This window comes from Haloplanus sp., from assembly GCF_028275055.1.
Classification (GTDB): domain Archaea; phylum Halobacteriota; class Halobacteria; order Halobacteriales; family Haloferacaceae; genus Haloplanus.
Genome location: NZ_JAQCNJ010000006.1, coordinates 20,664 through 40,715, shown reverse-complemented (window position 1 = coordinate 40,715; position 20,052 = coordinate 20,664). Strand labels below are relative to the sequence as shown.

Annotated in this window: 23 protein-coding genes and 1 tRNA gene; 4 read left to right on the top strand and 20 right to left on the bottom strand. The window is 66.8% G+C overall.

Annotation, left to right across the window (positions count from 1 at the left end; all coding sequences use genetic code 11):
* Positions 1–31: 31 nt before the first annotated feature.
* On the bottom strand, positions 32–1,303 hold the full coding sequence (locus tag Q0925_RS00585) for an aryl-sulfate sulfotransferase (protein WP_299330708.1): 1,272 nt from the start codon (positions 1,301–1,303) through the stop codon (positions 32–34).
* Between the two features lie 104 nt (positions 1,304–1,407).
* Here Q0925_RS00585 and Q0925_RS00580 point away from each other — a divergent pair, with 104 nt between their 5' ends.
* Together Q0925_RS00580 and Q0925_RS00575 are read left to right on the top strand one after the other, a co-directional pair.
* Positions 1,408–2,349 (top strand): DUF7139 domain-containing protein, encoded by a 942-nt coding sequence (locus tag Q0925_RS00580; protein ID WP_299330705.1) that lies wholly within the window; start codon positions 1,408–1,410, stop codon positions 2,347–2,349.
* A gap of 130 nt (positions 2,350–2,479) precedes the next feature.
* On the top strand, positions 2,480–3,514 hold the full coding sequence (locus tag Q0925_RS00575) for a hypothetical protein (protein ID WP_349254376.1): 1,035 nt from the start codon (positions 2,480–2,482) through the stop codon (positions 3,512–3,514).
* Between the two features lie 23 nt (positions 3,515–3,537).
* Here Q0925_RS00575 and Q0925_RS00570 read toward each other — a convergent pair whose 3' ends face one another.
* Positions 3,538–3,903 (bottom strand): zf-TFIIB domain-containing protein, encoded by a 366-nt coding sequence (locus Q0925_RS00570; RefSeq protein WP_299330702.1) that lies wholly within the window; start codon positions 3,901–3,903, stop codon positions 3,538–3,540.
* A gap of 85 nt (positions 3,904–3,988) precedes the next feature.
* On the opposite strand from Q0925_RS00570, the gene Q0925_RS00565 reads away from it, so the two are divergent.
* A complete protein-coding gene (locus Q0925_RS00565; protein ID WP_299330700.1) occupies positions 3,989–4,867 on the top strand; it encodes a hypothetical protein in 879 nt (292 codons plus the stop codon).
* Positions 4,868–4,882: 15 nt separating this feature from the next.
* Here Q0925_RS00565 and fer read toward each other — a convergent pair whose 3' ends face one another.
* From fer to Q0925_RS00525, 8 genes are all read right to left on the bottom strand, one after another.
* A complete protein-coding gene (gene fer, locus Q0925_RS00560; RefSeq protein ID WP_299330698.1) occupies positions 4,883–5,545 on the bottom strand; it encodes a ferredoxin Fer in 663 nt (220 codons plus the stop codon).
* 345 nt (positions 5,546–5,890) lie between these two features.
* Entirely contained in the window at positions 5,891–6,349 is a 459-nt protein-coding gene (locus tag Q0925_RS00555) for a hypothetical protein (protein ID WP_299330696.1), read from the bottom strand.
* Between the two features lie 288 nt (positions 6,350–6,637).
* Positions 6,638–6,710 (bottom strand) — tRNA-Pro (locus tag Q0925_RS00550).
* A 50-nt stretch (positions 6,711–6,760) separates the two neighbouring features.
* Entirely contained in the window at positions 6,761–7,351 is a 591-nt protein-coding gene (gene trmY / locus Q0925_RS00545; RefSeq protein ID WP_299330693.1) for a tRNA (pseudouridine(54)-N(1))-methyltransferase TrmY, read from the bottom strand.
* Positions 7,352–7,418: 67 nt separating this feature from the next.
* Positions 7,419–8,432 carry a DUF4350 domain-containing protein gene (locus Q0925_RS00540; protein WP_299330691.1) on the bottom strand — a complete coding sequence of 338 codons (1,014 nt, stop codon included), beginning with the start codon at positions 8,430–8,432 and terminating at the stop codon, positions 7,419–7,421.
* Positions 8,419–9,318: a S49 family peptidase gene (locus tag Q0925_RS00535; protein WP_299330689.1), complete on the bottom strand. Its 900-nt coding sequence runs from the start codon at positions 9,316–9,318 to the stop codon at positions 8,419–8,421. The genes Q0925_RS00540 and Q0925_RS00535 overlap by 14 nt, the downstream gene beginning before the upstream one ends.
* A gap of 113 nt (positions 9,319–9,431) precedes the next feature.
* Positions 9,432–10,199: an ABC transporter permease gene (locus Q0925_RS00530; protein ID WP_299330686.1), complete on the bottom strand. Its 768-nt coding sequence runs from the start codon at positions 10,197–10,199 to the stop codon at positions 9,432–9,434.
* Positions 10,196–11,146 carry an ABC transporter ATP-binding protein gene (locus Q0925_RS00525; RefSeq protein WP_299330685.1) on the bottom strand — a complete coding sequence of 317 codons (951 nt, stop codon included), beginning with the start codon at positions 11,144–11,146 and terminating at the stop codon, positions 10,196–10,198. Before Q0925_RS00525 ends, Q0925_RS00530 begins: the two co-directional genes overlap by 4 nt.
* A 465-nt stretch (positions 11,147–11,611) precedes the next feature.
* Between Q0925_RS00525 and aceA the strand changes: the two genes are divergently transcribed.
* Complete coding sequence (gene aceA / locus Q0925_RS00520) at positions 11,612–12,673, top strand: isocitrate lyase (RefSeq protein ID WP_299330683.1); 1,062 nt, start codon at positions 11,612–11,614, stop codon at positions 12,671–12,673.
* A gap of 9 nt (positions 12,674–12,682) precedes the next feature.
* On the opposite strand, the gene Q0925_RS00515 is transcribed toward aceA, so the two are convergent.
* The 10 genes from Q0925_RS00515 to Q0925_RS00470 form a co-directional block, all read right to left on the bottom strand.
* Positions 12,683–13,021, bottom strand: a complete 339-nt coding sequence (locus Q0925_RS00515; protein WP_299330681.1) for an AzlD domain-containing protein — start codon at positions 13,019–13,021, stop codon at positions 12,683–12,685.
* Positions 13,018–13,770, bottom strand: coding sequence for an AzlC family ABC transporter permease (locus Q0925_RS00510; RefSeq protein WP_299330678.1), 753 nt, complete (start codon positions 13,768–13,770; stop codon positions 13,018–13,020). The genes Q0925_RS00515 and Q0925_RS00510 overlap by 4 nt, the downstream gene beginning before the upstream one ends.
* A 293-nt stretch (positions 13,771–14,063) precedes the next feature.
* On the bottom strand, positions 14,064–14,432 hold the full coding sequence (locus Q0925_RS00505) for a hypothetical protein (RefSeq protein ID WP_299330675.1): 369 nt from the start codon (positions 14,430–14,432) through the stop codon (positions 14,064–14,066).
* Positions 14,433–14,434: 2 nt separating this feature from the next.
* Positions 14,435–14,707, bottom strand: coding sequence for a hypothetical protein (locus tag Q0925_RS00500; protein WP_299330672.1), 273 nt, complete (start codon positions 14,705–14,707; stop codon positions 14,435–14,437).
* Positions 14,704–14,985 carry a ubiquitin-like small modifier protein 1 gene (locus tag Q0925_RS00495; RefSeq protein ID WP_299330669.1) on the bottom strand — a complete coding sequence of 94 codons (282 nt, stop codon included), beginning with the start codon at positions 14,983–14,985 and terminating at the stop codon, positions 14,704–14,706. The genes Q0925_RS00500 and Q0925_RS00495 overlap by 4 nt, the downstream gene beginning before the upstream one ends.
* A gap of 72 nt (positions 14,986–15,057) precedes the next feature.
* Positions 15,058–15,444 carry a hypothetical protein gene (locus Q0925_RS00490; protein WP_299330666.1) on the bottom strand — a complete coding sequence of 129 codons (387 nt, stop codon included), beginning with the start codon at positions 15,442–15,444 and terminating at the stop codon, positions 15,058–15,060.
* 54 nt (positions 15,445–15,498) lie between these two features.
* Positions 15,499–15,678: a hypothetical protein gene (locus Q0925_RS00485; protein WP_299330664.1), complete on the bottom strand. Its 180-nt coding sequence runs from the start codon at positions 15,676–15,678 to the stop codon at positions 15,499–15,501.
* Entirely contained in the window at positions 15,675–17,582 is a 1,908-nt protein-coding gene (locus Q0925_RS00480; protein WP_299330662.1) for an aldehyde ferredoxin oxidoreductase family protein, read from the bottom strand. Before Q0925_RS00480 ends, Q0925_RS00485 begins: the two co-directional genes overlap by 4 nt.
* Before the next feature lie 25 nt (positions 17,583–17,607).
* Entirely contained in the window at positions 17,608–19,368 is a 1,761-nt protein-coding gene (gene arcS, locus Q0925_RS00475) for an archaeosine synthase subunit alpha (RefSeq protein WP_299330659.1), read from the bottom strand.
* Between the two features lie 394 nt (positions 19,369–19,762).
* Positions 19,763–19,957 (bottom strand): cold-shock protein, encoded by a 195-nt coding sequence (locus tag Q0925_RS00470; RefSeq protein ID WP_299330656.1) that lies wholly within the window; start codon positions 19,955–19,957, stop codon positions 19,763–19,765.
* Between the last annotated feature and the right edge of the window lie 95 nt (positions 19,958–20,052).

Below are 20,052 nucleotides of genomic sequence, written 5' to 3'. Positions count from 1 at the left end.
AGCGGCGGGGAAAAGCGCGCCGGCCGGGGCGTCACCGGAAGCGCCGGCGGATGCGGAGACCGACCCCGGAGCCGACGAGAACGAGGGAAACAAGCGTCGCAAAGACGTGGAGTTCACCGACCCAGAGCGGGAGGCGCACGGCGGCGCTTGCCAGCCGGAGAACAGGCGTCAACACCGGAACGCTCCCGCCGGCGGCGCCCGTCGTCCCCTCGTCGCCGTAGGTGGATCCGCCGACCGTTTCGCCGGCGGGCAGGCGATCGGCCTCGTAGGGGAGGGCTCGGTAGTCGAGTTGGCGTTCCGAGACGACGCGGCCGGACTCGTTGACCTCGACGATCCGGGCGTTTCGCGTGTCGGTGATCAGCGTGTTGCCGTTGGGGAGGCGGTCGGCGTCGCGGGGCCAGTCGAACTTCTGGCCGCCGGCCCCCTCGAGAATCCATGCAGGCTCCCAGTCACCCGACTCGGTCCGGTGGAGTTCGACCACGCGGTGGTTCTCGCTGTCGGCGACGAGAACGGCCCCGTCGCCGAGCCACTGGGGGTTGTGCTGGTGGTAGAGGACGTCCGGGTCGCCGGTCGGGTCGTCGGTGTCGCCGTCGGGGTCCGCGTTGATCACCTCGACGACGCCCTCGCCGCGTTCGAGAACGAGCAACTGGTTCGCGTTCCGAACGGAGACGAGGAATCGGTCATCGCCGATGCGGTCCACATCGTTGATGTGGAGCCAGTCCTGGGTGGTCGGATCCTCGGGAGCGGTGTAGCGCGTACTCGCCTTCCACTCCCATGTCACCTCGCCGTTCTCGACGATCAGGATCCGCTCGTGTTCCATGTCCGCGAGAACGAACCCGCCACCGGGGAGGGGTTCGACATCGTGGACCTCGCTGGCGACGCGGGTACGGACCGGGAACGACCACTCCTCGACCACCTCGGGCGAGGGGTCAGGGTCGATGATCCGGTAGCCGGTGCGGTGACACGGCGCCTCGTAAGGACCACACGCCTCGTACCCGCCGGCCATGTAGCCCGCGAGGACGCGGCCGTTCTCCAGTCGTGTCACGTCGAAGTACACCGGAGCGGAGGGTTCGCGCCACCCCTCGTCGGTGCCATCGAAAAAGCGGACCGAGCCGCCGTCGTGGTAGCTGCCGACCCCTTGGACACCGACGAGCGTCTGTCGGGCGTCTCCGGAGGCGTCGGTGGTCCCGCCGGGCGTGCCGGCGGGGGCTAGGGCCGCGCCGCCGCCGACCGTTCCGAGCAGACACAGACAGCCGAGGACAACGAGTGCGTCGCCCACGCGGAGACTGGACCGAGAAGGCATCGTACGTGGGTCGGCGAGTTCGATGATAAGCCTTCGGATACGGCGTCAGATCCGCGTCAGACGGTCGGCAACAGTCTTGTGTGATGAGCCTATAGACTCATTCCATGACCCCTGACAGTACCCCCGACAACGCACTCTTCGAGTTGTACGAGCGATACATCGGAGCCCCCGAGACGGAGACCGACGTCTATCTGGGGTTCGCGCTCTTCTTTGGGGGTATTACCCTCGGGGCCATCGGTATCGTCGTGTTCTTTCTGTCGGCGCTCGCCAGTGATCCGGGAGACACCGCCTTCGCCCTCCGGGAGGTGGCGGTGGTGGCGTCGGCGGGTGGGTTTCCGGCGCTGTTGCTCGGCATCGTCGTCCTCCTGCCGGGCGACGGCCGGATGCGGTACGCTGCCCTCGCCGGGGTCGCGGTGTGTCTCATCGCTGTCGGGGCGTTCGCGTCGGTCTATCCGATGAACTGGAACGTCTCGCGGGCGCCGGACTACAGCGCACAGATCATCGCCGTGTACGCCGTTGGCCTCGTCGCCGTTGTCGGGGCGACGGGGGCGGCTCTCGTGGGCCACCAGGTGGCACGCGCCGGAACCGAAAGCGACGACGCGGTGACCGGTAGCGGGGCGGTGGACGCCGGGAGGAGCGGGGGCGACGCCGGGGCCGGCGGCGGGACGACCGACTCCGTCTCGGAGGAGCGGGTGCGTCGCGACATCGACGAAGCGATGGCCGACGCCGACCTCTCGTGGGGCGGGGTCGATCGGACGGAGACGAAACGCCTCGAACTGAACACGGATGCCGACGTGGAGGTCGACCGCGAGGCTTTCGAGAACGCGGAGGCAACGACCGTCCGGTCGTCCGGGGATGGCGTCGACGACGCGCTCTCGAACCTGCAAAAACTGCAAGGCCGCGAGCAGAACACCGACACTGCCTCCGGAGTCGACGACCAGACGGCGGCGCTGAGCGAACTCCGCCAACAACAGCAAGCGGAGGAAGTGGCCACCGAGGACGACGAGGGGTTCGTCGACCGCGCAAAAAACCTGTTCTCGTGGTGACGACACGGGCACGCCGGCGCGCAGTCACCCGGTGTGTCCCGATTTTCGTCGTCTGACGTGTGTCAGGTCTATATAATCCGTCGACACTTTGGCGGAAACGTTTATGATGGCGACGGGGCATCACACCCGTATGGCAAAAGGCCTAGACGTCGGGACGATGAACCTCATCTCGGCACAGCAGGAGGGGGCGGAGACGGTCTTCGTCCAGCAACGCAACTCCTTCGTGGAAATCGAGTACTCCGATATGGCGGAGCAGATGCTCTCCCGGAGCGACGTTCTCCACATCCGGAAAGACGACAAGGTGTACGTCGTCGGCGACGACGCCCTGAACTTCGCCAACATCTTCAACGAGGAGACGCGCCGCCCGATGCAACACGGCATCCTCTCCTCGGAGGAGTCCTCGGCCATCCCGATGATCAAACTGATCACCGAACAGGTGGTCGGCCAGCCCGACCACCCGGGCGAACGGCTCTACTTTTCCAGTCCGGCCGACCCGATCGATTCGAAGCTCTCGACGCTGTACCACGAGAAGACCCTCGAATCGATGCTTGGCGACATGGGTTATGAGACCGAACCGATCAACGAGGGGATGGCGGTCATCTACTCCGAACTCGCCAATCACAACTTTACCGGCCTCGGCGTCTCGTTCGGCGCGGGCATGACCAACGTCTGTCTGTCGTACTACGCGGTGCCCGTCATGAAGTTCTCCATCGCCCGGGGGGGCGACTGGATCGACGAGCAGGCCGCCCAAGCGACGGGCACGCCCGTCGACAAGATCACCTCGATCAAGGAGGACGACTTCGAACTCGACTTCCGCACCGACGTCGGTGGCGTCGAGGGCGCACTCGCCATCTACTACGAGAACCTGCTTGACTACGTGATCGAGAACATCGCCCGCGAGGTCGACGAGGAGGACGTCGAGGAGGACCTCGACGTGCCGGTCGTCGTCACCGGTGGCACCTCCAGCCCCCGCGGCTTCGAGAAGTTGTTCGAGGACCATCTTCAAGAGGCATCGATTCCGTTCTCGATCAGCGAGGTCCAGAGCGTCAGCGAACCGCTCTACAGTGTCGCTCGCGGTGCCCTCGTCGCCGCCCGCTCCGACGAGGAACAGGAGGACGACGGCGAGAACGCCCGACAGGCGCAGGGATCGTCGGCGGAAGACTGAGGCGGCCGTGACCGAGAAGCCGGCTATCCGGTCTCGGCGTCGGTCGGCTTCGTGGTAGCATCCCCCTCCGTCACGGGGCCACCGGTCGGCGCGTCGGTGTCGTCGGTGTCATCGGTCTGCCGGTTGTAGAACCGTCGGAGCGCGTCGTTCCACGACTCATCGCTCGCGTCGTCCCCGGAGGGCCGGGACAACGGAGGTCGGAGTTCGACACTCGGGTCCTCGTCGCTCCCGTAGAACCGTCGGAGCGCGTCGTTCCACGACTCGATCCGACGGGGGGTACCTCGGTGTTCGGCGTCGATGCCGACGTAGCCGCAGTTCTCGCAGACGGACGCCTCCCGGCCGCTCAGGGCGTAGGTATCGAGTGTGTCGCCACACTGCGGGCAGTCCATGCCACAGAGTTTTCACGCCGCCTCTTCAGCCTTCCCCCGCCTCCACCGGCATAGATTTATGATACACCATTCAACAATCTGAAACATGCGCCGAACGGTCATCCCGCTGCTCGTGGTCCTCCTCGTCGGCGTGGTCACGCTCCCAGGGGCCGCCGTCAACGACCCACGATCCGAGCCGGCGGAGACGACGCCACCCGTTCGTGTCTACGTTAGTGAGACGCTGAACATCTCGGCGGTCGAACTGTCGGGCGGTTCCGGAGCGATCGGAACCAACGCGACGACGTTTCGCGCCGTTGGCGGCGGCGCGTCGTTCACCATCGAGTCCCCCGCGGCCGCCGACTTCGACGGCGTCGAGCCCGGATCGTACTACGTGACCACCGACAGCGACGTGCAGGCGGAACTCAGCGTTCGTCGGCCGGAAATCGATTCGCTCGAACTCCGCGACCAGCAGGCGGTGACTGTCACCAACCGGAGCACCGATCCCGAACACCTCAACCGCCTCTCCGTCAGGGCGCGGTACAACTTCGACGCGGTCGACCGCCTCAACGTGACGGTCGTCGGTCCCTCGGGGGCCACCGTGGCGACGGGGCGGATCACCGGGAGCAGGGGACTGATACGCGTTGAAATCAGCGACCCGGTGCCGGGTGTTTACACGGTGACCGCGGCGGGGAGCGGCGTCGATGCCGCCTCGCGAACGGCGACAGTGCGAGTGAGGGGCACGACGGCGACACCGACGGCCACGGCGACGACAACGCCCGCGTCGGCCCCCACCACGACGGCATCAACAACCACACCGACACCGACCGGCACTCCACTCCCCGCCACGCCCACGCGGGCTGAACAGCCCGCGACGCCAACGGACCCCGCGACGGCTACGGTCGGCGACGGTCACGGCTTCGGTGTCCTGACGGTTCTTGCCGCGGCACTGGCGCTGACCGCCATGGCGCTCGCCCGGCGACACTGACCGGCGTTGCGGCGCTCAGTCGGTCGACCGCGCCCGCTCGAACCGATACGGGGGGAGTTTGAGTTCGTCGAGGTCGGGCAGTCCCTTCACGTTGTAGACGACCTGGAGCGTCTCCGTCGTCGGCGCGCCGATACAGGAGAGGCGGATGCCCCGGTCGACCATCTCCGCCGGCAGGATGTGATCGACTGGCGTCGCCATCTCGCCGTCGACAACCGCGACCGCACAGTTCGCACACGCACCGCCACGGCAAGCGTACGGCCATGCGAACCCACGATTCTCGGCTGCCTCGAGCAGCGTTTCTCCGGGGTTGATCAAGAACTTGCCGTAGGCGGTCGGGTCGAGTCCCGCTGTCGAGGCCTTCTCGAACAGGTCGTCGTCATCGAGTGACCACCCGCGGTCTTGGATTACCTCGTAGTCCAGATACTCAACACGGGAGACGATATCGCGGCGTTCGTCGGACGCCTCGTCGGCCTCGGTGTCGGCCGCAGCGTCGGCGTCCGGCGCCGACTCGTCCCGGTCGTTCATCACGGCCTCGTAGGCCGCCTTTACCCGCTGGAAGGCACGTACCGAACCGCCCTGATCCGGGTGCGTCTCCACCACACGCCGCCGGTACGCTTGGTCTAGCTCGGCCTCGTCGGCGTCCGGCTTGACCCCCAGTACGTCGTACGGATCGTCCACAGGTTCGGGTAGAGGGTCAGAGGTATAAACACCCACCGCCGGTGTTGCGCCTCTCGGCACCGTCGGGCGAGGCGGTCCGTGGCGGCCGTGAGCGAGTCGGCGGTCGGCACACCGGCCGGGCGTTCACAGGAGTTGATGGGACGTCCCGACGGCGGGAACCGTGGAAGCCGATGGCCGAACCGCCAGGTAAGGGACGGGTTACAATGTGGTGGCGGGCCATCGGTCGGCTTGGGAGTGCCCCCCACTGATTCACTCCCGTTGCAGTATCGTCACGAGCAAGCGGGTCGACGGCGCTCACGGGGACGCGGGCACGACCGTGTGTCACCCTGCGCCCGAGAGGGGCTGTCAGGTCTCCGCCCGTTCGGCCAGCGCCGACAACGTCGCCGCCGCCCGGAGGTCGGCGATGGAACAGTACCACGCCCCACGGACACCCGTCCCGTCATTGTCGACCGGTGCGTCGAGCGGAACGAGGTTACCCAACTCGAAAACGGTCACCGCCTCGGTGTCCGAGAAGGGGTCGATGGTCGCGACCCAGTCGTTCTCATCCATCGGCCCCGGACCGCCTCGCGTCTGGTCGACACGGTCGGTTACCCGTGCGTAATGTGTCACTGCAGAGACTGGCTTCGTCCGGTAGAACGCCAACCACTCGAACGACCGCCGGGTGCGCCGGTAGGACCGCGGCGATGGGTACAGGCCCGCTCGGCACCGTTCGAACGTGTCCGGTTGTGTCGCGACCACACAGACCTGTCCGTCGGCCGGCGCGTCGTCGGTGGGTGTGTCGGTAGCGAACCGATCCAAATCCATATCGCCTATGATGTCGGGACACACAAATACGGCAGGTCAGGGTCGGCCGCCACCTGTCTCGTCTTGGGCGACGGAGGTGAACGTCTCCTCGGTGTAGGCGACCATCATCGAGTACTTTTTTCCGGGAGTCGTCACGGGAGACAGACCAGTGCAACCCGGTGACCGACCTGAATCCGGGGCGGGCCGGTGGCGTTCACCACGCGCGCCGTAACTCGCAGGACAACCACCCGTGAGGACATCGTTAGGCCCCCGAAGACAGGTTCTCACCGATATTGAACGTGGGAGAAGTGGGCCGGCACGAATTCGAATCGTGGTTACGGCCACCCGAAGGCCGAAGGATACCAAGCTACCCCACCGGCCCGCGACCTGAGAAACGCCAGCGGCGAGTTTAACAGTTGTGATTCGCCCCACTCAGTACGTCCGATAGCCACCGGTGTCGAGGTAGTTGTGGGCGATGGTGATGGCGTGGTCGGCGTGGAGCGCCCGCGGGCCGAGGCGGAGCCGCAGATCGGCGCAGTCGGCGAGTGTGGCCGTCTCCTCGTCGGTGAAGTCGTGATGGTCCGAGAGAACGAAGACGGGATCGGCCGGCGGGTCGGCGTCGACGACCGGTGTGCCCGCCTCGTGGAGGTGGACGACCGACCCCGCCGTGGCGTCAAGCGTCGGTTCGAGTCCCCGGTGGCGGATCGAGACACCGGGGCTGGACTCGACCGGTTGGTGGCCAATGGCGTCGTCACGTCGCTCCAGTGCACCCCGGATCAGCGCGGCCGTACTCCGCTCGTCGGGGTTGAGACGGCGGAGGTCGCTCCCCGCGAACGTCACGGTGAACGCGTCGGCAAGAACGAGGTGGACGCGGACGTTCTCACGGATCGTGTGGGAGAGAACAAAGGCCGACGTGACACACCGACAGAGCACGTCGAGGCGGCCGGCTCCGCCCGTGAGGTCGTCGAGTGCGAACTCGGGTGTCGTAGGGGCGTCGTGGCCGATGACGACGAACTGGCGCATACGTGGAGTGGGAGGGCGCCGGACTTGGCTCTTTCACCCGGCGGCGGGCTGAACCGGGAGCGGTCGGTCAGGCGGGGGCAGGGGTCGGCTGCGGGGTTCTGGGCGGTTCGGGCGGACCGCCGCCCGGTTGCGTCGGGCGATCGGAGTCGGGATCGGCCGGTGCGCCGGGCTCCTTGTCGCCGTCGACGAGGAAGTCGGCGAGGTTGCCGATGAGCACCTCGTTGTCGGCGTCGTGGGCGTTCTCCCGTGTGACGAACTCGGTGTCACCGACGGCGGCCACGTTGCCGTTGCGGGCGACCACGGCGTAGCGGCCGGTCTCGCGGGTCGTCGAGAGTTGCGTTCCTTCCGATGCGACGAGCACCTGGGTCGCCTCCCCGGTTCGGATCGGGGCGGCCTCGCGCATCACGACACGGTCGACGCCGTCGGCGAGAGCGGAGTCGCCGGCGGGTCGGGCGTAGATGCTCTGGTAGTTGTTGTCGTTTGTTGCCATGTTGTAAAGATAGCCCGAACCGTAGGCGATGCCGTAGTTCGAGCCGAGCGACGCCGTCTGTGGCCCGGTCTCTTCAAGCCCGCCGAGGCTGAAGAACGGACCGCCGCCGGCTTGGACGGCGGGCGGGTCGCCCATCACGAGGACGCGGCCGCCGGCGTCGGTGAAGGCTTGGACGCCGGCGAGTTCGTCGTCGGTAAACCGCTCGCGGGGACTAACGACGAGAAACGCGTCGGCGGAGCGAAGCGACTCGTTGAGACTGCGACGCTGGCCGCGATAGAAGCGGACCTGATGGCCGTTCTCTGCGAGCGTCGACAACAACGGTTCGAGTTGTGTCCCCGAGACGTCGTTCGCGTGCCCGACATCGACGAGAACGGTTTTGTCACTCGCATCGCTGTCCATGCTGACCTCGCCCTCCTCGGCACCGCTGTCGGGGAGAACGGAGTCGGGTTGGAACTGCTGGTTCGCGGCGGTGGTCGGGTCGTCGTCCCCACCACCCGATCCGAGGGCGTACGGGGCGGCGGCCGCGCCACCGACGAGAACGACCACGATCACGACGAACACCGCGGCGAGTCTGGAGTTAGGCGCTGACATTGCCGATCACCTCGTCTTGTGTGTTGACCGTTCCGTAAACCATCAGATACGTCGGCGCGTCGACCGCGTCGTAGCCAACCGGGCTCTTCTCGACGACGACCGTTCCGCCGTCGTCGGTGCTGAGAAGCAGGAGACCGCCGGTGGTCGGCGGTTCCTTGCGGACGACTTCGTAGTCGTCGAGGCCCGCCGCGTCGGCCGCCCGACGGATGGCATCCTGTGAGGAGCCGATTTCGTCGGCCATTCCGTTGTCGACGGCGCGAGCGCCGGTGTACACCTTGCCGTGGGCAACCTCGCTTCGACTGAGTTCGAGGTCGTCGCCACGGTGTTTCATAACGCTCCCGACAAACGCGCGCTGGAGCGTCTCGATCTGTGCACGACGCCGGTCGGCCGTGGAACTGGCCTTGTCCGGACCGCTTTTGATCTCACCGGGTAGGGACGGTGTGGGGGCCGCGCCCCGGACGCCGACACTCCCGACGATGGAGGCCGGCGTGACGTAGATGTCCTCGGTGGGGAGCATCGCGTAGTAGGCTCCCGACGCGCCCGCGGATTTGACGCTGGCGACAACGGGCATCTCGGCGGCCGTCCGCTGAACCGAGAGGTAGAGTTGTTCACTCGCGGCCGCACCGCCGCCGGGGCTATCGACGTTCAGAACGACCGCATCGATCGATTCGTTCTCGCGGGCCTCGCGAAGGTCCTCTTGGATCGGGGTCACGGTGTTCGAGGAGATCGCCCCCTCGATCGTGATAACGGCGACCCGACTGTCGGGTTGTGTCGCCCGATCGTAGGCGACCGGCGCGAGGATTGCACTCAACAGGACGGCTGCCGCGACGACGAGGGCGTACGACTGGGCCCGGGTCATCGAGGAACCGTCTGGACTGTTCGACATAGCGACTGGCTGTGCGGTCGCCGCCGATTAATAACTCCGTTTAACGAAAACGGCGATTGTACCATGTCACTCGTTGCCAGCCTTTGCCGTCCGGGGGGAGGCTCGGAGACGGGCTACTCCGTCAGTCCGTAGCCGCGCCTGAACAGGAGGTAATCGGCCGCGAGAACGGCCACCGTCGCCGTCGAGAGAACGGCCAGGGAGGTGTTCGGGTCGACCTCGGAGACGCCGATCATCCCGTATCTGACGCCGTTGACCATGTACACCATCGGGTTGAGCAGGGAAACCTGTCGCCAGAGCGGCGGCAGCACGGAAAGCGAGTAGAACACCGCGCCGAAAAAGACGAGCGGGCGGAGGATAAACTGGTTCATCACCGTGAGGTAGTCGAAATCGTCGGCCCACAGGCCGCCGATGATGCCGAGGCCACCGAACAGTGTTGTGATGACGAGAACGTTCGCGGCCAGATAGAACGGGTGTGAGATGGGAACAGAGGTGAACACGAGGCCGACGCCGACGATCAGCAACGCCGTGACGATCCCTCGGATCGCACTCGCGATCACGTACGACGCGACCATGTTGAGATTCGACATCGGCGTGACAATTACGGCGTCGATGTAGTCGTTCCACCGGCCGTGAAAGATGGAGAAGGAGGCGTTCTCGAAGGCGTCGGAGATGGATCCGAGAACGACCAGTCCAGGGAGGACGAACTGGATGTAACTCACGCCGGCGATGGAGCCGATTCGACTGCCGAGAATAACACCGAAGACGGCGAAGTACAGCGTGTTCGTGATGATCGGTGGAAGGAACGTGTTGTACGGTCGCCTGACGAACCGGAGGATCTCCCGCCGCACCAGCGTCCGGAGTTGGACGGTCGGGCGACTCATGCCGTCCCCTCCTCGGTGACCGACGAGTCCGACCGGGTCAGTTCGACGAACACCTCTTCGAGCGAGGTGCGCGATACGTCCAAGTCGACGATTTCATAGCCCGCGGCGTCGAGTTCGCGGACGAGTTCGGGGGCAACGAGGCCGCCCTGAGAGGCGGAGACAACGAGGCGTCCGTCCCGAATCTCGACCGCCTCAACCTGGCCGTTGCCCGCGGCGATGGAGGGAGTCGACCGGATCGGATCGCGGAACGTGACGGTGATGCGGTCGGTGCCACGGTCCATCAGGTCGCCCGGCGTGGCGACCGTGACGACCCGTCCCTGATCGAGGATCGCCACCTCGTCACAGAGGCGTTCGGCCTCCTCGATGTAATGGGTGGTGAGAAGGATGGTCGTCCCGCCCTCGTTGAGGTCGGTGATCAACTCCCAGAGGTCGTGACGGAGTTGGACGTCGACGCCGGCGGTCGGTTCGTCGAGGATCAGGAGGTCGGGGTCAGTGACGAGGGCACGGGCGATGAGAAACCGACGCTTCATGCCCCCGGAGAGCCAGTCGAAGCGGGTGTCACGTTTCTCGTAGATGCCGACCTGTTTCAACGCCTCATCGGCCCGTTGTCGGGCTTCCGGGCTCGGGATACCGTGGTAGCCCGCCTTGTGTTCGAGTACCTCGCGGATCGGAAAGAAGCGGTCGACGTTGAACTCCTGTGGGGCGAGGCCGACCCGGTCGCGGGCGGCGCGGTACTCGGTCTCGATGTCGTGACCGAACACACGCGCCTCGCCGCCGCTTTTCCGGGCGAGGCCGACGAGAATGTTGATGAACGTCGTCTTCCCCGCGCCGTTCGGGCCGAGCAGGCCGAAAAAACTCCCCTCAGGGACCGAAAGCGAGACGCCATCTAGCGCCGTCACATCGCCGTATCGTTTCGTGAGACCGTCGATTTCGATAGCGGCTACCATCTGCTGACCTTCGGTGCCGGACGGAATTAAGCACCGTGGAGTCGGGTTGGGGACCGATGGCACGCACCGAATAATGTAATGAATGTATATTATCATTATAAATCATTAACTTTATTGCCAAGGCGGGTCTCGTGACGGACGCAATGTGCGTACACGGCAACGGCTGCGAGACGGACTGGATCGAGAGATAACCGACCGGTAACCACCCACCACCGATATGGAACCGACGACCCGGCCAGACGATGAACTAGCACAGCAAGCCCCGCTCGTTCCCGACATCGGCCGCGCGGACGACACGCGCACCGACGGCGGGCGGATAACGACCGACGACAGACCGGCGCAGCGGCCGTCGGCCGACGCCGCGGTTCGGCGTGCGTACGATGATGAACTGGCACAGCAAGCCCCGCTCGTTCCCGACGTCAATCGACCCGGGGGACAACCGACCGGCGGCACGGAGAACGGCCGATGACGCCGAACGACCTCGATGTCGACACGTACACGAGAGAAATCGACAACCCTGCAGCCGAAGCCTTCCGGGACCGGCTTGAGGATCAACAGTTCGTTTTCGCTCCCGGGATCTACCACGCGCTCGACGCCCGCCTCGCCGAGATGACGGGCCACGACGCCGTCTACATGAGCGGCTACTCGACCGTTCTCGGGCAGTTCGGCTTCCCGGATTTGGAGATGGTGACGATGACCGAGATGGTCGAAAACGCAAAGCGCATCGTGGAGGCAACGACCCTGCCCGTCGTTGCCGACTGCGATACGGGATACGGGGGGATACACAACGTCCGCCGAGCGGTTCGGGAGTACGAGAAAGCCGGCGTCGCCGCGGTCCACATCGAGGACCAGACGACGCCCAAGCGGTGTGGCCACATCGCCGGGAAGAAAATCGTCTCACGGGAGGACGCCGAGGCCCGGTTCCGGGCGGCCGTCGACGCCAAGCAGTGCGACGACACCGTGATCATCGCCCGGACCGACGCCTACGGCTCCGCCAACGGTGACTGGGAGGAACATCTCGAGCGCGGACGGATCTACGCCGACGCCGGCGTCGATCTGGTGTGGCCCGAGATGCCCGACCCCTCCCGAGAGGATGCCGTCAAGTACGCCGAGACCATCCACGAGACACACCCCGATCTGGATCTGGCGTTCAACTACTCCTCTTCCTTCGCGTGGTCCGAGGAGGAGGATCCGCTGACGTTCGCGGAGCTGGGTGACCTCGGATACCGGTACGTCTTCATCACCCTTTTTTCCCTCCACTCCGGTGCCCACGCCGCCTACGAGGACTTCAAGACGCTCGCCGAGACGGGCGAACAAGCGCAGTTCGACCTCGAGGATCGGTATCTCGGCCACCCGACGGAGAGCCACCACGAACTCTCCTTCGTGAGCAAGTATCAACGGACCGAAGCCGAGTTCGACCCGGAGGCCAGCCGTCGGATGGAGGAGTCGGCCGGGTTCAGCGACGCGGAGGACGACCCGATCACCACCGACGGCGAGACGGAGACACCGCCGGCGAACGACGACTGACACCGTGGCTCACAGAACGGCACCCATCGTCCACAGTGCCATCATACCAGCACCGATGGTCGCGAGCACGTCCTCGGTGTACCACGCCACCGCGGCCGCGACGGCACCCGCGGCGAGGCGGTCGTCAACGAGCGTCGCGGCGACCGTCGGCCCGGGGTCGACGACGGCTGGCGCCACCAGCGCCGCCAGCACCGCCGCAGGCACGTACCGAAGCGCCGACTCGGCCCGTGGCGGCACCCCGTCGATCCGGTCGAAAAGGTAGATGAAGGAGTACCGGATACAGAACGTGAGAAGGCCAACGAGGAGAACGACCGCCCAGACGGCGAGGGGTCCGTAGGTCGTCGTCACGCGGTCGCCCTCCTGTCGGCGGCGACGCCGGCGGCCACGCCGGCGAGTGCACCGCCGATGAGACCGAGGTTCAGGGGCCACCCCGACCCGACGACCGCGACGCCGCCGCCCACGAGCGCCGCGATCACGCGGGGGCGGTCGGTCAGGTCGGGGACGAGCAAAGCGAGAAACACCAGCGGTACGGCGAAGCCGACGCCCCAGCGATCGGGGATCCGGGCGCCGACAACGACGCCGGCGACGGTGGCGACCTGCCAGACCGCCCAGATGGCGACCGCCGTGCCGAGGTAGTAGCCGCGGCGGTGTGTCGGCTCGGCCGGGTCGAGCCGCGCTCGAGCGGGGTCTGAGTCGGGCGTGTCGGGAGCGGCGTCCGCACCACCGCCGTCGGTGAACGTCGCGATAGCCAGCGCGTAGGACATATCGGTCAGCAGATACGCACAGAGGCCCCGCCACCGTCGACGGAAGCCGGCGAAGTAGGGAGCGATCGACGCCGAGTACATACTCATCCGCAGGTTGATGATCGTCGCCGTGAGAACGACAACCACGAGGGGGGCATCCCGGCCGAGGAGGTCGACGACGGCGAGCTGTGACGCACCGGCAAAGACGACGACCGAGAGTCCGATGGCCTGAAGCGGCGAGAGGCCAGCATCGACCGCGGCGACACCGGCGACGAGACCGAACGGGACCAGTCCGAGCAACAACGGCACCGACGCCCGAGCGCCGGCGAGAAGGGGGGCGGGAAGGCGGGACATGGCTCACCCTCCACCGTGGGCCGGCAACGACCTTTCGGTTCGAGACCACGGCTCCGTGACCGGTTCGGAGGTGTCTCCGGTCCCGCCGCGGGTGCCGGCGGGGATCATCGTCTTCGGCCGACGAAAACAAGCGTGCTGTCAGGCGGGTCCGCGTCGTTTCGGGGTCCGGGTCGGGGTCGGCACAGGGCCGCCGGCGTGGACAGCCGACACCGGTTTTTTCGAGAACGGTTTAGCGCGTGTGGTCGACCCGGGGCGGGAGCACACAACGAGTTCAATAGCCCGACACGGCACCGTCAGCGGCCGACAACGACCGCCTGCCTGATCTCCAGTGCCGTCTCGAACTCCTCGCGGCGGCCGGTGTCGGAGCCGATCCGGCGGAGCTGTTCGGCGTGGGTGCGGGCGACCGCCCGTGTTTCACGCCGGCCGAAGCCGAGACGCTCGCCGACCGACTCCCAGTGGTCGGCCGGGACGAGAAACACCTCCCGGTCACCGTCGTCGTCGTCGACCCGCTCGAACTCCCGGCGGTAGGCGTCAACGCGGTCGGCGAGGTCGGTCTGAACCCGTGCCAGAAGGTCCGACAGCGAGCCGGGACCGACGCTCGCCTTTGCCGCGGCGAGCATAAACACCTGCCCGTCGATCGGGGAGTTCGGCGCGCCGGACACCGTTATCCCCCGGCTCGCATCGCCTTGCGGGCGAACCGTTCGATCAGGTCGTCGAGGCCCTCGGGGTCGCCCTCGAAAACGAGGTCGACCTGCGTCAGCGACACCGACGGTCCGACGCCGACGGTCTGTTCCGAGAGCGTCGCCGCCCACGCCTCTGCCTCGACCCGATCGTCGTCGATCCGGTCGGCACCCAGCGTCTCCAGATAGTTGATCGCCAGACGCTTCGAGATGCCGCGGAAGGACCGCTCCCGCGTCACCCACTCATCGGGCGTCATCCGCCCGCCACCGGGGGGAACACCGAGAGCGTATCGCCGTCTTCCATGACCGTGTCCAACCCCTCCATGTGGAGCACCTCGCGGCCGTTTTTCAGGATGTTGAGGTTGGGTTGTAGCTCACCCTCGTCGTCGAGCAGTTGTCCCTCCATGCCGTCGTACTCCGTTTCCAGCGTCGTGAGAACGTCGCCGACAGTCGACCCGTTCTTGAACTCTCGTTCAAGCTCCTTCTGACCGACAGCCTCGCGGAACGTCGCGAAGAATCGCAGTTCCAGATCCATACCGTTGGATGAGCGGCCGTAGTGAAAAGTCACGCGACCCACGCGCGGCGGCCGGAGCCGTGCGGGTGTGGCTCAGATATCGCTCAGGCGGATGCCGTCGTCGACGGTGCGGTAGGTCCGTTCGCGGTCCAGGTGGCCGGCGAGCCAGCCAACGTCCTGGATCTGCATGATAAGATCCGCCTGCAGGTTGCGCCACGCGATGGCGTAGATGGGCGACTGGCCCCACGCCCGGAGTTCGGGGACAAAGTCGTCGTACTGTTCGAGTTGGTCCTCCAGTCGCTCCAAGCCGTCGGCGACGCCGCTTGCGGCCTCGCGCTCCGTTTCGGCGGCCTCGACGGTCTCGTTGAGGCGGGCCTCAAGCCCCGCGACGGCTCGTTGCATGTCCTGTCGGGCGGCCTCGTCGTCTTCAGGGAGCGATTCCAGAATCTGGCGCGGAACGCCGAGGTCGAACTCGTCCATATCCGAGCGTGCGTCCGGAGGGGCAAAAGGCTCCCGACCCCGGCCAACCACACCTCACTCGAGAAAGTCACGGAGCGCCGCGGCACAGCGCCGACAAAGTAACACCTGAAGATCGCCGTCCGCATCAAGCAGGTCAAGGACGCCGTAGACGTGTCCGGGTTCGATCGTCTCCCCACACCGGTAACAGGGGTGGGGTCGCGAGGGGTTCGACCCCGTCGGACGACGGTCGGTCACGGGCCCCGGCCGCGCGGGCCGTCGGTGGACGTGTTCCCGTCACCCGCCGCGGTGGCCGATCCGAGCGGCGTTTCGTCGTCGACAACGGCGCGTAGTCCCAACCGATCGACCGTGTCGGCGGTCGGGACACCGTCGGGAGACCAGCCTCGAGCCGCGTAGTAGGCGTCGAGCATGGCGTCGAACGCCTCGCGGTCGACCGTCCGACCGGCGGCCGGGCCGTCGGGGAGTGGCTCCTCGAACAGATCCGGAAGCGAGTCGTCGGCGCGGTCGATCCCCTCGCGGACGTTGAACAGGCGCACGAGCGTCCAGACGCGTTCGCCAAGCGTCGCGAGCGATTCGCGGTCGTACTCGATGCCGACCGCGGCCAACCACTCCGCGCCGAGGTCGCTCCACATGGTTTCGCCGGCAAAGTCATCGACAACGAGGCTCCAGAGCGTCGACCGGACGTTCTGTGCGCCGATCACGGTGGCGACACGGTCGGCGGTCGTCCACTCGTCGCGTTGGAACGCCTCGCGCTCGACCGGGCGGGCGCGGCGGTGACAGCCCCCGCGGTCGCTGGTGGCGTATGCAAGCGCCATTCCGGCCGCCCCGCGGGGGTCGTACGACGGCAGTTCCATCGACTTCACCGTCGGGACCGCGCCGCCGTCGCGGCGCTTTTCGGCGCGTGCCACGCCGTCGGCGAGAACGTCACCGAGGTCTGTCGATCGGGTGGCGATGGCCGAAAGGAGCGCGGCGGCGGCGTCAGCGTCGCCGAACGAAAGGTCGGGGTCGAGGCCGTCGGATCGGCCGGTCGGGTCCGGGGAGCGTGACCCCTCTCCGCTACCGGCCTGTGGGCTACCGCCCGCGGAACCACGTCCCACACCGTCACCGGCGCGCATCGCCCACGCCACCGCGTTGCCGGCGCTGATGGCGTCCATTCCGAGACGGTCACAGATCGAGGCCAAGCGGACCACCGTCTCGACGTCGTCGACGCCGAGGCCCGCACCGAGGGACATCAACGCGCCGCCGCGGGGGATCGACTCCCCCTCGTCGGTGTCGACCCGGAAACCGCCGGGGACCGCGTCCTCGGCGTTCTCCCGGCCGGTCGCGGCCTCACGGACCGCCTCGATGCCGATGTCGCCCGCGTCGTCGAAGCGCCCGCCCTGCCACCCGCGTGTCGAGAGAACGCCAACCTCGTTGGCGAAGTCGACGCTCTCGACCGTCTCGCCGGCGGCCTGCCACCGGCCGGTGTCGTCGTCGCGGTAGGCGGCGGCATACCGGTCACGGAGGCCGGCCAACTCGTCGGGGAGGGTGGGTGGCTCACCGCGGACGGCGACGGCCTTCAGCCGTTTGGCTCCCATCACCGCGCCGGCCCCGCCCCGACCGGCGTGGTGGTCGCCGCCGTCGGAGGCGATGGTCGCGTACGCGACCCGGTTCTCGCCCGCCGGGCCGATACAAGCGACCGACCCGTCGATGGCGGCGTCGGTTTCGGCGGCGTCGGCCCCCCACAGGTCGGCGGCGTCCTCGATCCGAACCTCGCCGTCGGTGACGGTGACCGTCCGAGGGCCGTCGGCGACACCCTCGATCACGAACCCGAACGCCTCGGGGAGCGCGCCGGCGAGGGCGTCGGCAAAGGAGCCGCCGCTGTATGAGTCCAAAAAGACCCCGGTGAGCGGTGACTTCGTGATCGCCGCGTAGCGAGACTCACCGGGAAGATAACCCGAGAGCGGTCCGAGAAGGAGACAAAGCCGGTTGTCCGGACCAAGTGGGTCCGTTCCGGGATCGAGTTCGTCGTAGAGGTAGCGGGCACCCAACCCCTTTCCGCCGAGGTAGTCGCGGCGCCACGACGCCGGGACACGGTCGCGGGTGACGGTCCCCGCTGAAAGGTCGATCCGGATCACGTCGCGCCGGGGGGACGATGACATCGGCGCAGGTAGTCGGGAGACCATGTTAAACGTTGTCCTCGGTCGCCTCGACGTGGCGCATCTCGACGGCAACGCCGCGGGTACTCGCCCGCATCTCGCGGCCGTGCATCGCCGCGCGGCCGACGCCGAAGGCGGCCGGCCCCTCAACCACCACCTCGTCGCCGACGCGGATCCCGTCGGCGGCGTCGACGACGCCCGGGGCGAGAACGCTCCCATGAGGTACGAACCCGTCGATTTGGACCCGTTTGGTCGGCGCGTCGCTCTCGGCCCAGTGGCGAGCGCCAGCGAGTGTAAAGGAGAGCACGCCGTACTGTGGCACCTGCGCCGCGAGCTGTGTCCCGTCGCCGTCGCGTACCTGTAGCTTGGGGTGGTGACTCGTCGTGTGCAGGTTCGAAAAGAGTTCGTCGCCTACACCGGGGCCGAACTGGTAGTCCGCGATTGCCCGGATCGTGTTGTGTTGGCGTTCCCGCTTCGAGTATCTGAGCTCGCCCGACAGCGCGGCATCGAGATTCGAGAGCGAGGTGTCGGTGGTGGGGTGATCTTCGGCCGTGAACTCGAAGGGGACGTCGACGCGTTCGGCGACGCGGGCACAGATGTCGCGGTAACCCTCGCCGGAGACGTGGGCGATCACCCGCGGGTAGTCGTTGCGTTCCAGATACCGTTCCAGCACCGTGGCGACGAACCGCTTTTCACCGTCGGTCCAGTCGCCGGTGACCACCGCGTCGTAATGTTGGGCCGGGTAGGTACACTCCAATTCCTGGGGCACGACACCGATAGGTGAGGTAATCGAGACGATGTGGCCGCGGTAATCGATCGCGCGGTGGAACTGGGCGTGGCTCTGGGAGTCACTGTATGGCTTGCGCGCCGAACACGGCACGAGCACCAGCGGGTTCGAGAATCGGTTTCGGTAACGTGTTGTCACGCGGTCGGCGAACCGCTGGATCTCGACGCGATTCAGGGTGTCCTCGCTCGCGGCGCTGAGTTCCGTGTCGCGGAGCACGGGCGTCCGTCGCTCCAGATAACCGTACTCCTGATCGAACTCCCGGAACGCGGCGGTCAGCCAGTTCTCGTGGCGGGCTTGGCCTTCGAGGTAGTCCCGGAGCCGGCCCCGTCGGATCCGCGTCCGGACGGTCGCGAGCGCGGATCGGAGAACGGCGACGTTGTGATCGACGCAGGCCTCGCGGTCGAACGCATCGACCGGTGGATCGGACGGAAAGGCACCGGGCAGTTCGTCGAGTTCGTCGAGATGGTACTCGCCCTCCGTGGTGAGATAACGCCCCTGTCGGCCCTTTACCCGCGCCAGTTTCGTGTCGACGAGGTCGACGCCGGCGGCGACGAGGCTGGCGACGTTCGCCGGCGTCGCGACGCCGGCGAGGTAGAGCGCGGTGTCCGGTGGGATCGCCTCTCGAACGGCGATCAGTTCGTCGCGGAAGGAGGCGCCATGGCCGACGACACCGGCGGCGTTCGAGAGAACGTAGGCGTCACAGCCGTAGTCGTCGGCCGTCTCGGCGGTGATCACGCCCGCACTCGGATAATCGACATCGGGATAGTCGACGGTGAAGGTGTCCTGTACGGTCGGGTCGGTCCCTGCGGGGAAGCCCCGATGCGGGAGGATCGTCAGTTCGGCGTCGGTTCCAGTGGGGTGGTCGCGGTCGGCGGCCCACAGGCTTCCGGCGTCGACGACGACATCGTCGGCGATAGCGGGCGTCGTCGTGGGGTCACGGAGGCGGAGTTCGCCCAGACGGGCGGCCCCGTCGCGCCCGTGTACCTCGAAGTACTCGGTCATGCGGGAGCCTCGTGGCCGAGGCGGAACTACGTTGCGTTCCGACCGCGTTTGTAGCCGTCCACGTCCCGGCACGGCCTGTGACGGGGCACACCGACGGAGGGACCGCGAGACCATCGCGGCGGTTCTGTCGGCGGATCGGGAGCCATCGGGGCCATCGGACCGGCCTGCCGGACGCTCGACGATGGCCTCTTGAGGCTCGTGTTGTGACACGGGCGTCGACGACGAGACCGAACGGTGTGACTCGTGGGATGTCGGTGGTCGGATGAACGACGAGGACACGATCCGTGGCTGACGCCGGCGGCCGGAGCGGTCGCTCGGCGTGTAGTATCGTGAAAACGAGCGTCTCGGTCGGTGTCGCCGCGAGGCGGCCGTGTCGAGATCGGTTACGAACGAATCAGTTACGAACGAGGTTCGTCGCGCGCGGACCCTTCGGTGAGTCCTCGATTTCGAAGTCTACATCCTGTCCCTCTTCGAGGTCCGGACCGCCAACGTCCTCCATGTGAAAGAACACGTCGTCGTCCGCGTCGTCAGTCTCGATGAAGCCGTAGCCGCCTGTATCGTTGAAGAAATCAACCTTACCGTTTGCCATTACAAACATACGTACACCCCGACAGGGTATAACCGTTCCGAGAGTCGTGGTACCACGGACGGTGCGCAGGCCGGTATGTGCCGGCCGACCGTGAC

Excerpts from the sequence above, each read along its gene's own strand:
- Q0925_RS00585 (WP_299330708.1), bottom strand. The coding sequence starts at position 1,303 with ATGCCTTCTCGGTCCAGTCTCCGCGTGGGCGACGCACTCGTTGTCCTC.
- Q0925_RS00580 (WP_299330705.1), top strand. The coding sequence starts at position 1,408 with ATGACCCCTGACAGTACCCCCGACAACGCACTCTTCGAGTTGTACGAG.
- Q0925_RS00575 (WP_349254376.1), top strand. The coding sequence starts at position 2,480 with ATGGCAAAAGGCCTAGACGTCGGGACGATGAACCTCATCTCGGCACAG.
- Q0925_RS00570 (WP_299330702.1), bottom strand. The coding sequence starts at position 3,903 with ATGGACTGCCCGCAGTGTGGCGACACACTCGATACCTACGCCCTGAGC.
- Q0925_RS00565 (WP_299330700.1), top strand. The coding sequence starts at position 3,989 with ATGCGCCGAACGGTCATCCCGCTGCTCGTGGTCCTCCTCGTCGGCGTG.
- Q0925_RS00555 (WP_299330696.1), bottom strand. The coding sequence starts at position 6,349 with ATGGATTTGGATCGGTTCGCTACCGACACACCCACCGACGACGCGCCG.
- trmY (WP_299330693.1), bottom strand. The coding sequence starts at position 7,351 with ATGCGCCAGTTCGTCGTCATCGGCCACGACGCCCCTACGACACCCGAG.
- Q0925_RS00540 (WP_299330691.1), bottom strand. The coding sequence starts at position 8,432 with ATGTCAGCGCCTAACTCCAGACTCGCCGCGGTGTTCGTCGTGATCGTG.
- Q0925_RS00535 (WP_299330689.1), bottom strand. The coding sequence starts at position 9,318 with ATGTCGAACAGTCCAGACGGTTCCTCGATGACCCGGGCCCAGTCGTAC.
- Q0925_RS00530 (WP_299330686.1), bottom strand. The coding sequence starts at position 10,199 with ATGAGTCGCCCGACCGTCCAACTCCGGACGCTGGTGCGGCGGGAGATC.
- Q0925_RS00525 (WP_299330685.1), bottom strand. The coding sequence starts at position 11,146 with ATGGTAGCCGCTATCGAAATCGACGGTCTCACGAAACGATACGGCGAT.
- aceA (WP_299330683.1), top strand. The coding sequence starts at position 11,612 with ATGACGCCGAACGACCTCGATGTCGACACGTACACGAGAGAAATCGAC.
- Q0925_RS00510 (WP_299330678.1), bottom strand. The coding sequence starts at position 13,770 with ATGTCCCGCCTTCCCGCCCCCCTTCTCGCCGGCGCTCGGGCGTCGGTG.
- Q0925_RS00500 (WP_299330672.1), bottom strand. The coding sequence starts at position 14,707 with ATGACGCCCGATGAGTGGGTGACGCGGGAGCGGTCCTTCCGCGGCATC.
- Q0925_RS00495 (WP_299330669.1), bottom strand. The coding sequence starts at position 14,985 with ATGGATCTGGAACTGCGATTCTTCGCGACGTTCCGCGAGGCTGTCGGT.
- Q0925_RS00490 (WP_299330666.1), bottom strand. The coding sequence starts at position 15,444 with ATGGACGAGTTCGACCTCGGCGTTCCGCGCCAGATTCTGGAATCGCTC.
- Q0925_RS00480 (WP_299330662.1), bottom strand. The coding sequence starts at position 17,582 with ATGTCATCGTCCCCCCGGCGCGACGTGATCCGGATCGACCTTTCAGCG.
- arcS (WP_299330659.1), bottom strand. The coding sequence starts at position 19,368 with ATGACCGAGTACTTCGAGGTACACGGGCGCGACGGGGCCGCCCGTCTG.
- Q0925_RS00470 (WP_299330656.1), bottom strand. The coding sequence starts at position 19,957 with ATGGCAAACGGTAAGGTTGATTTCTTCAACGATACAGGCGGCTACGGC.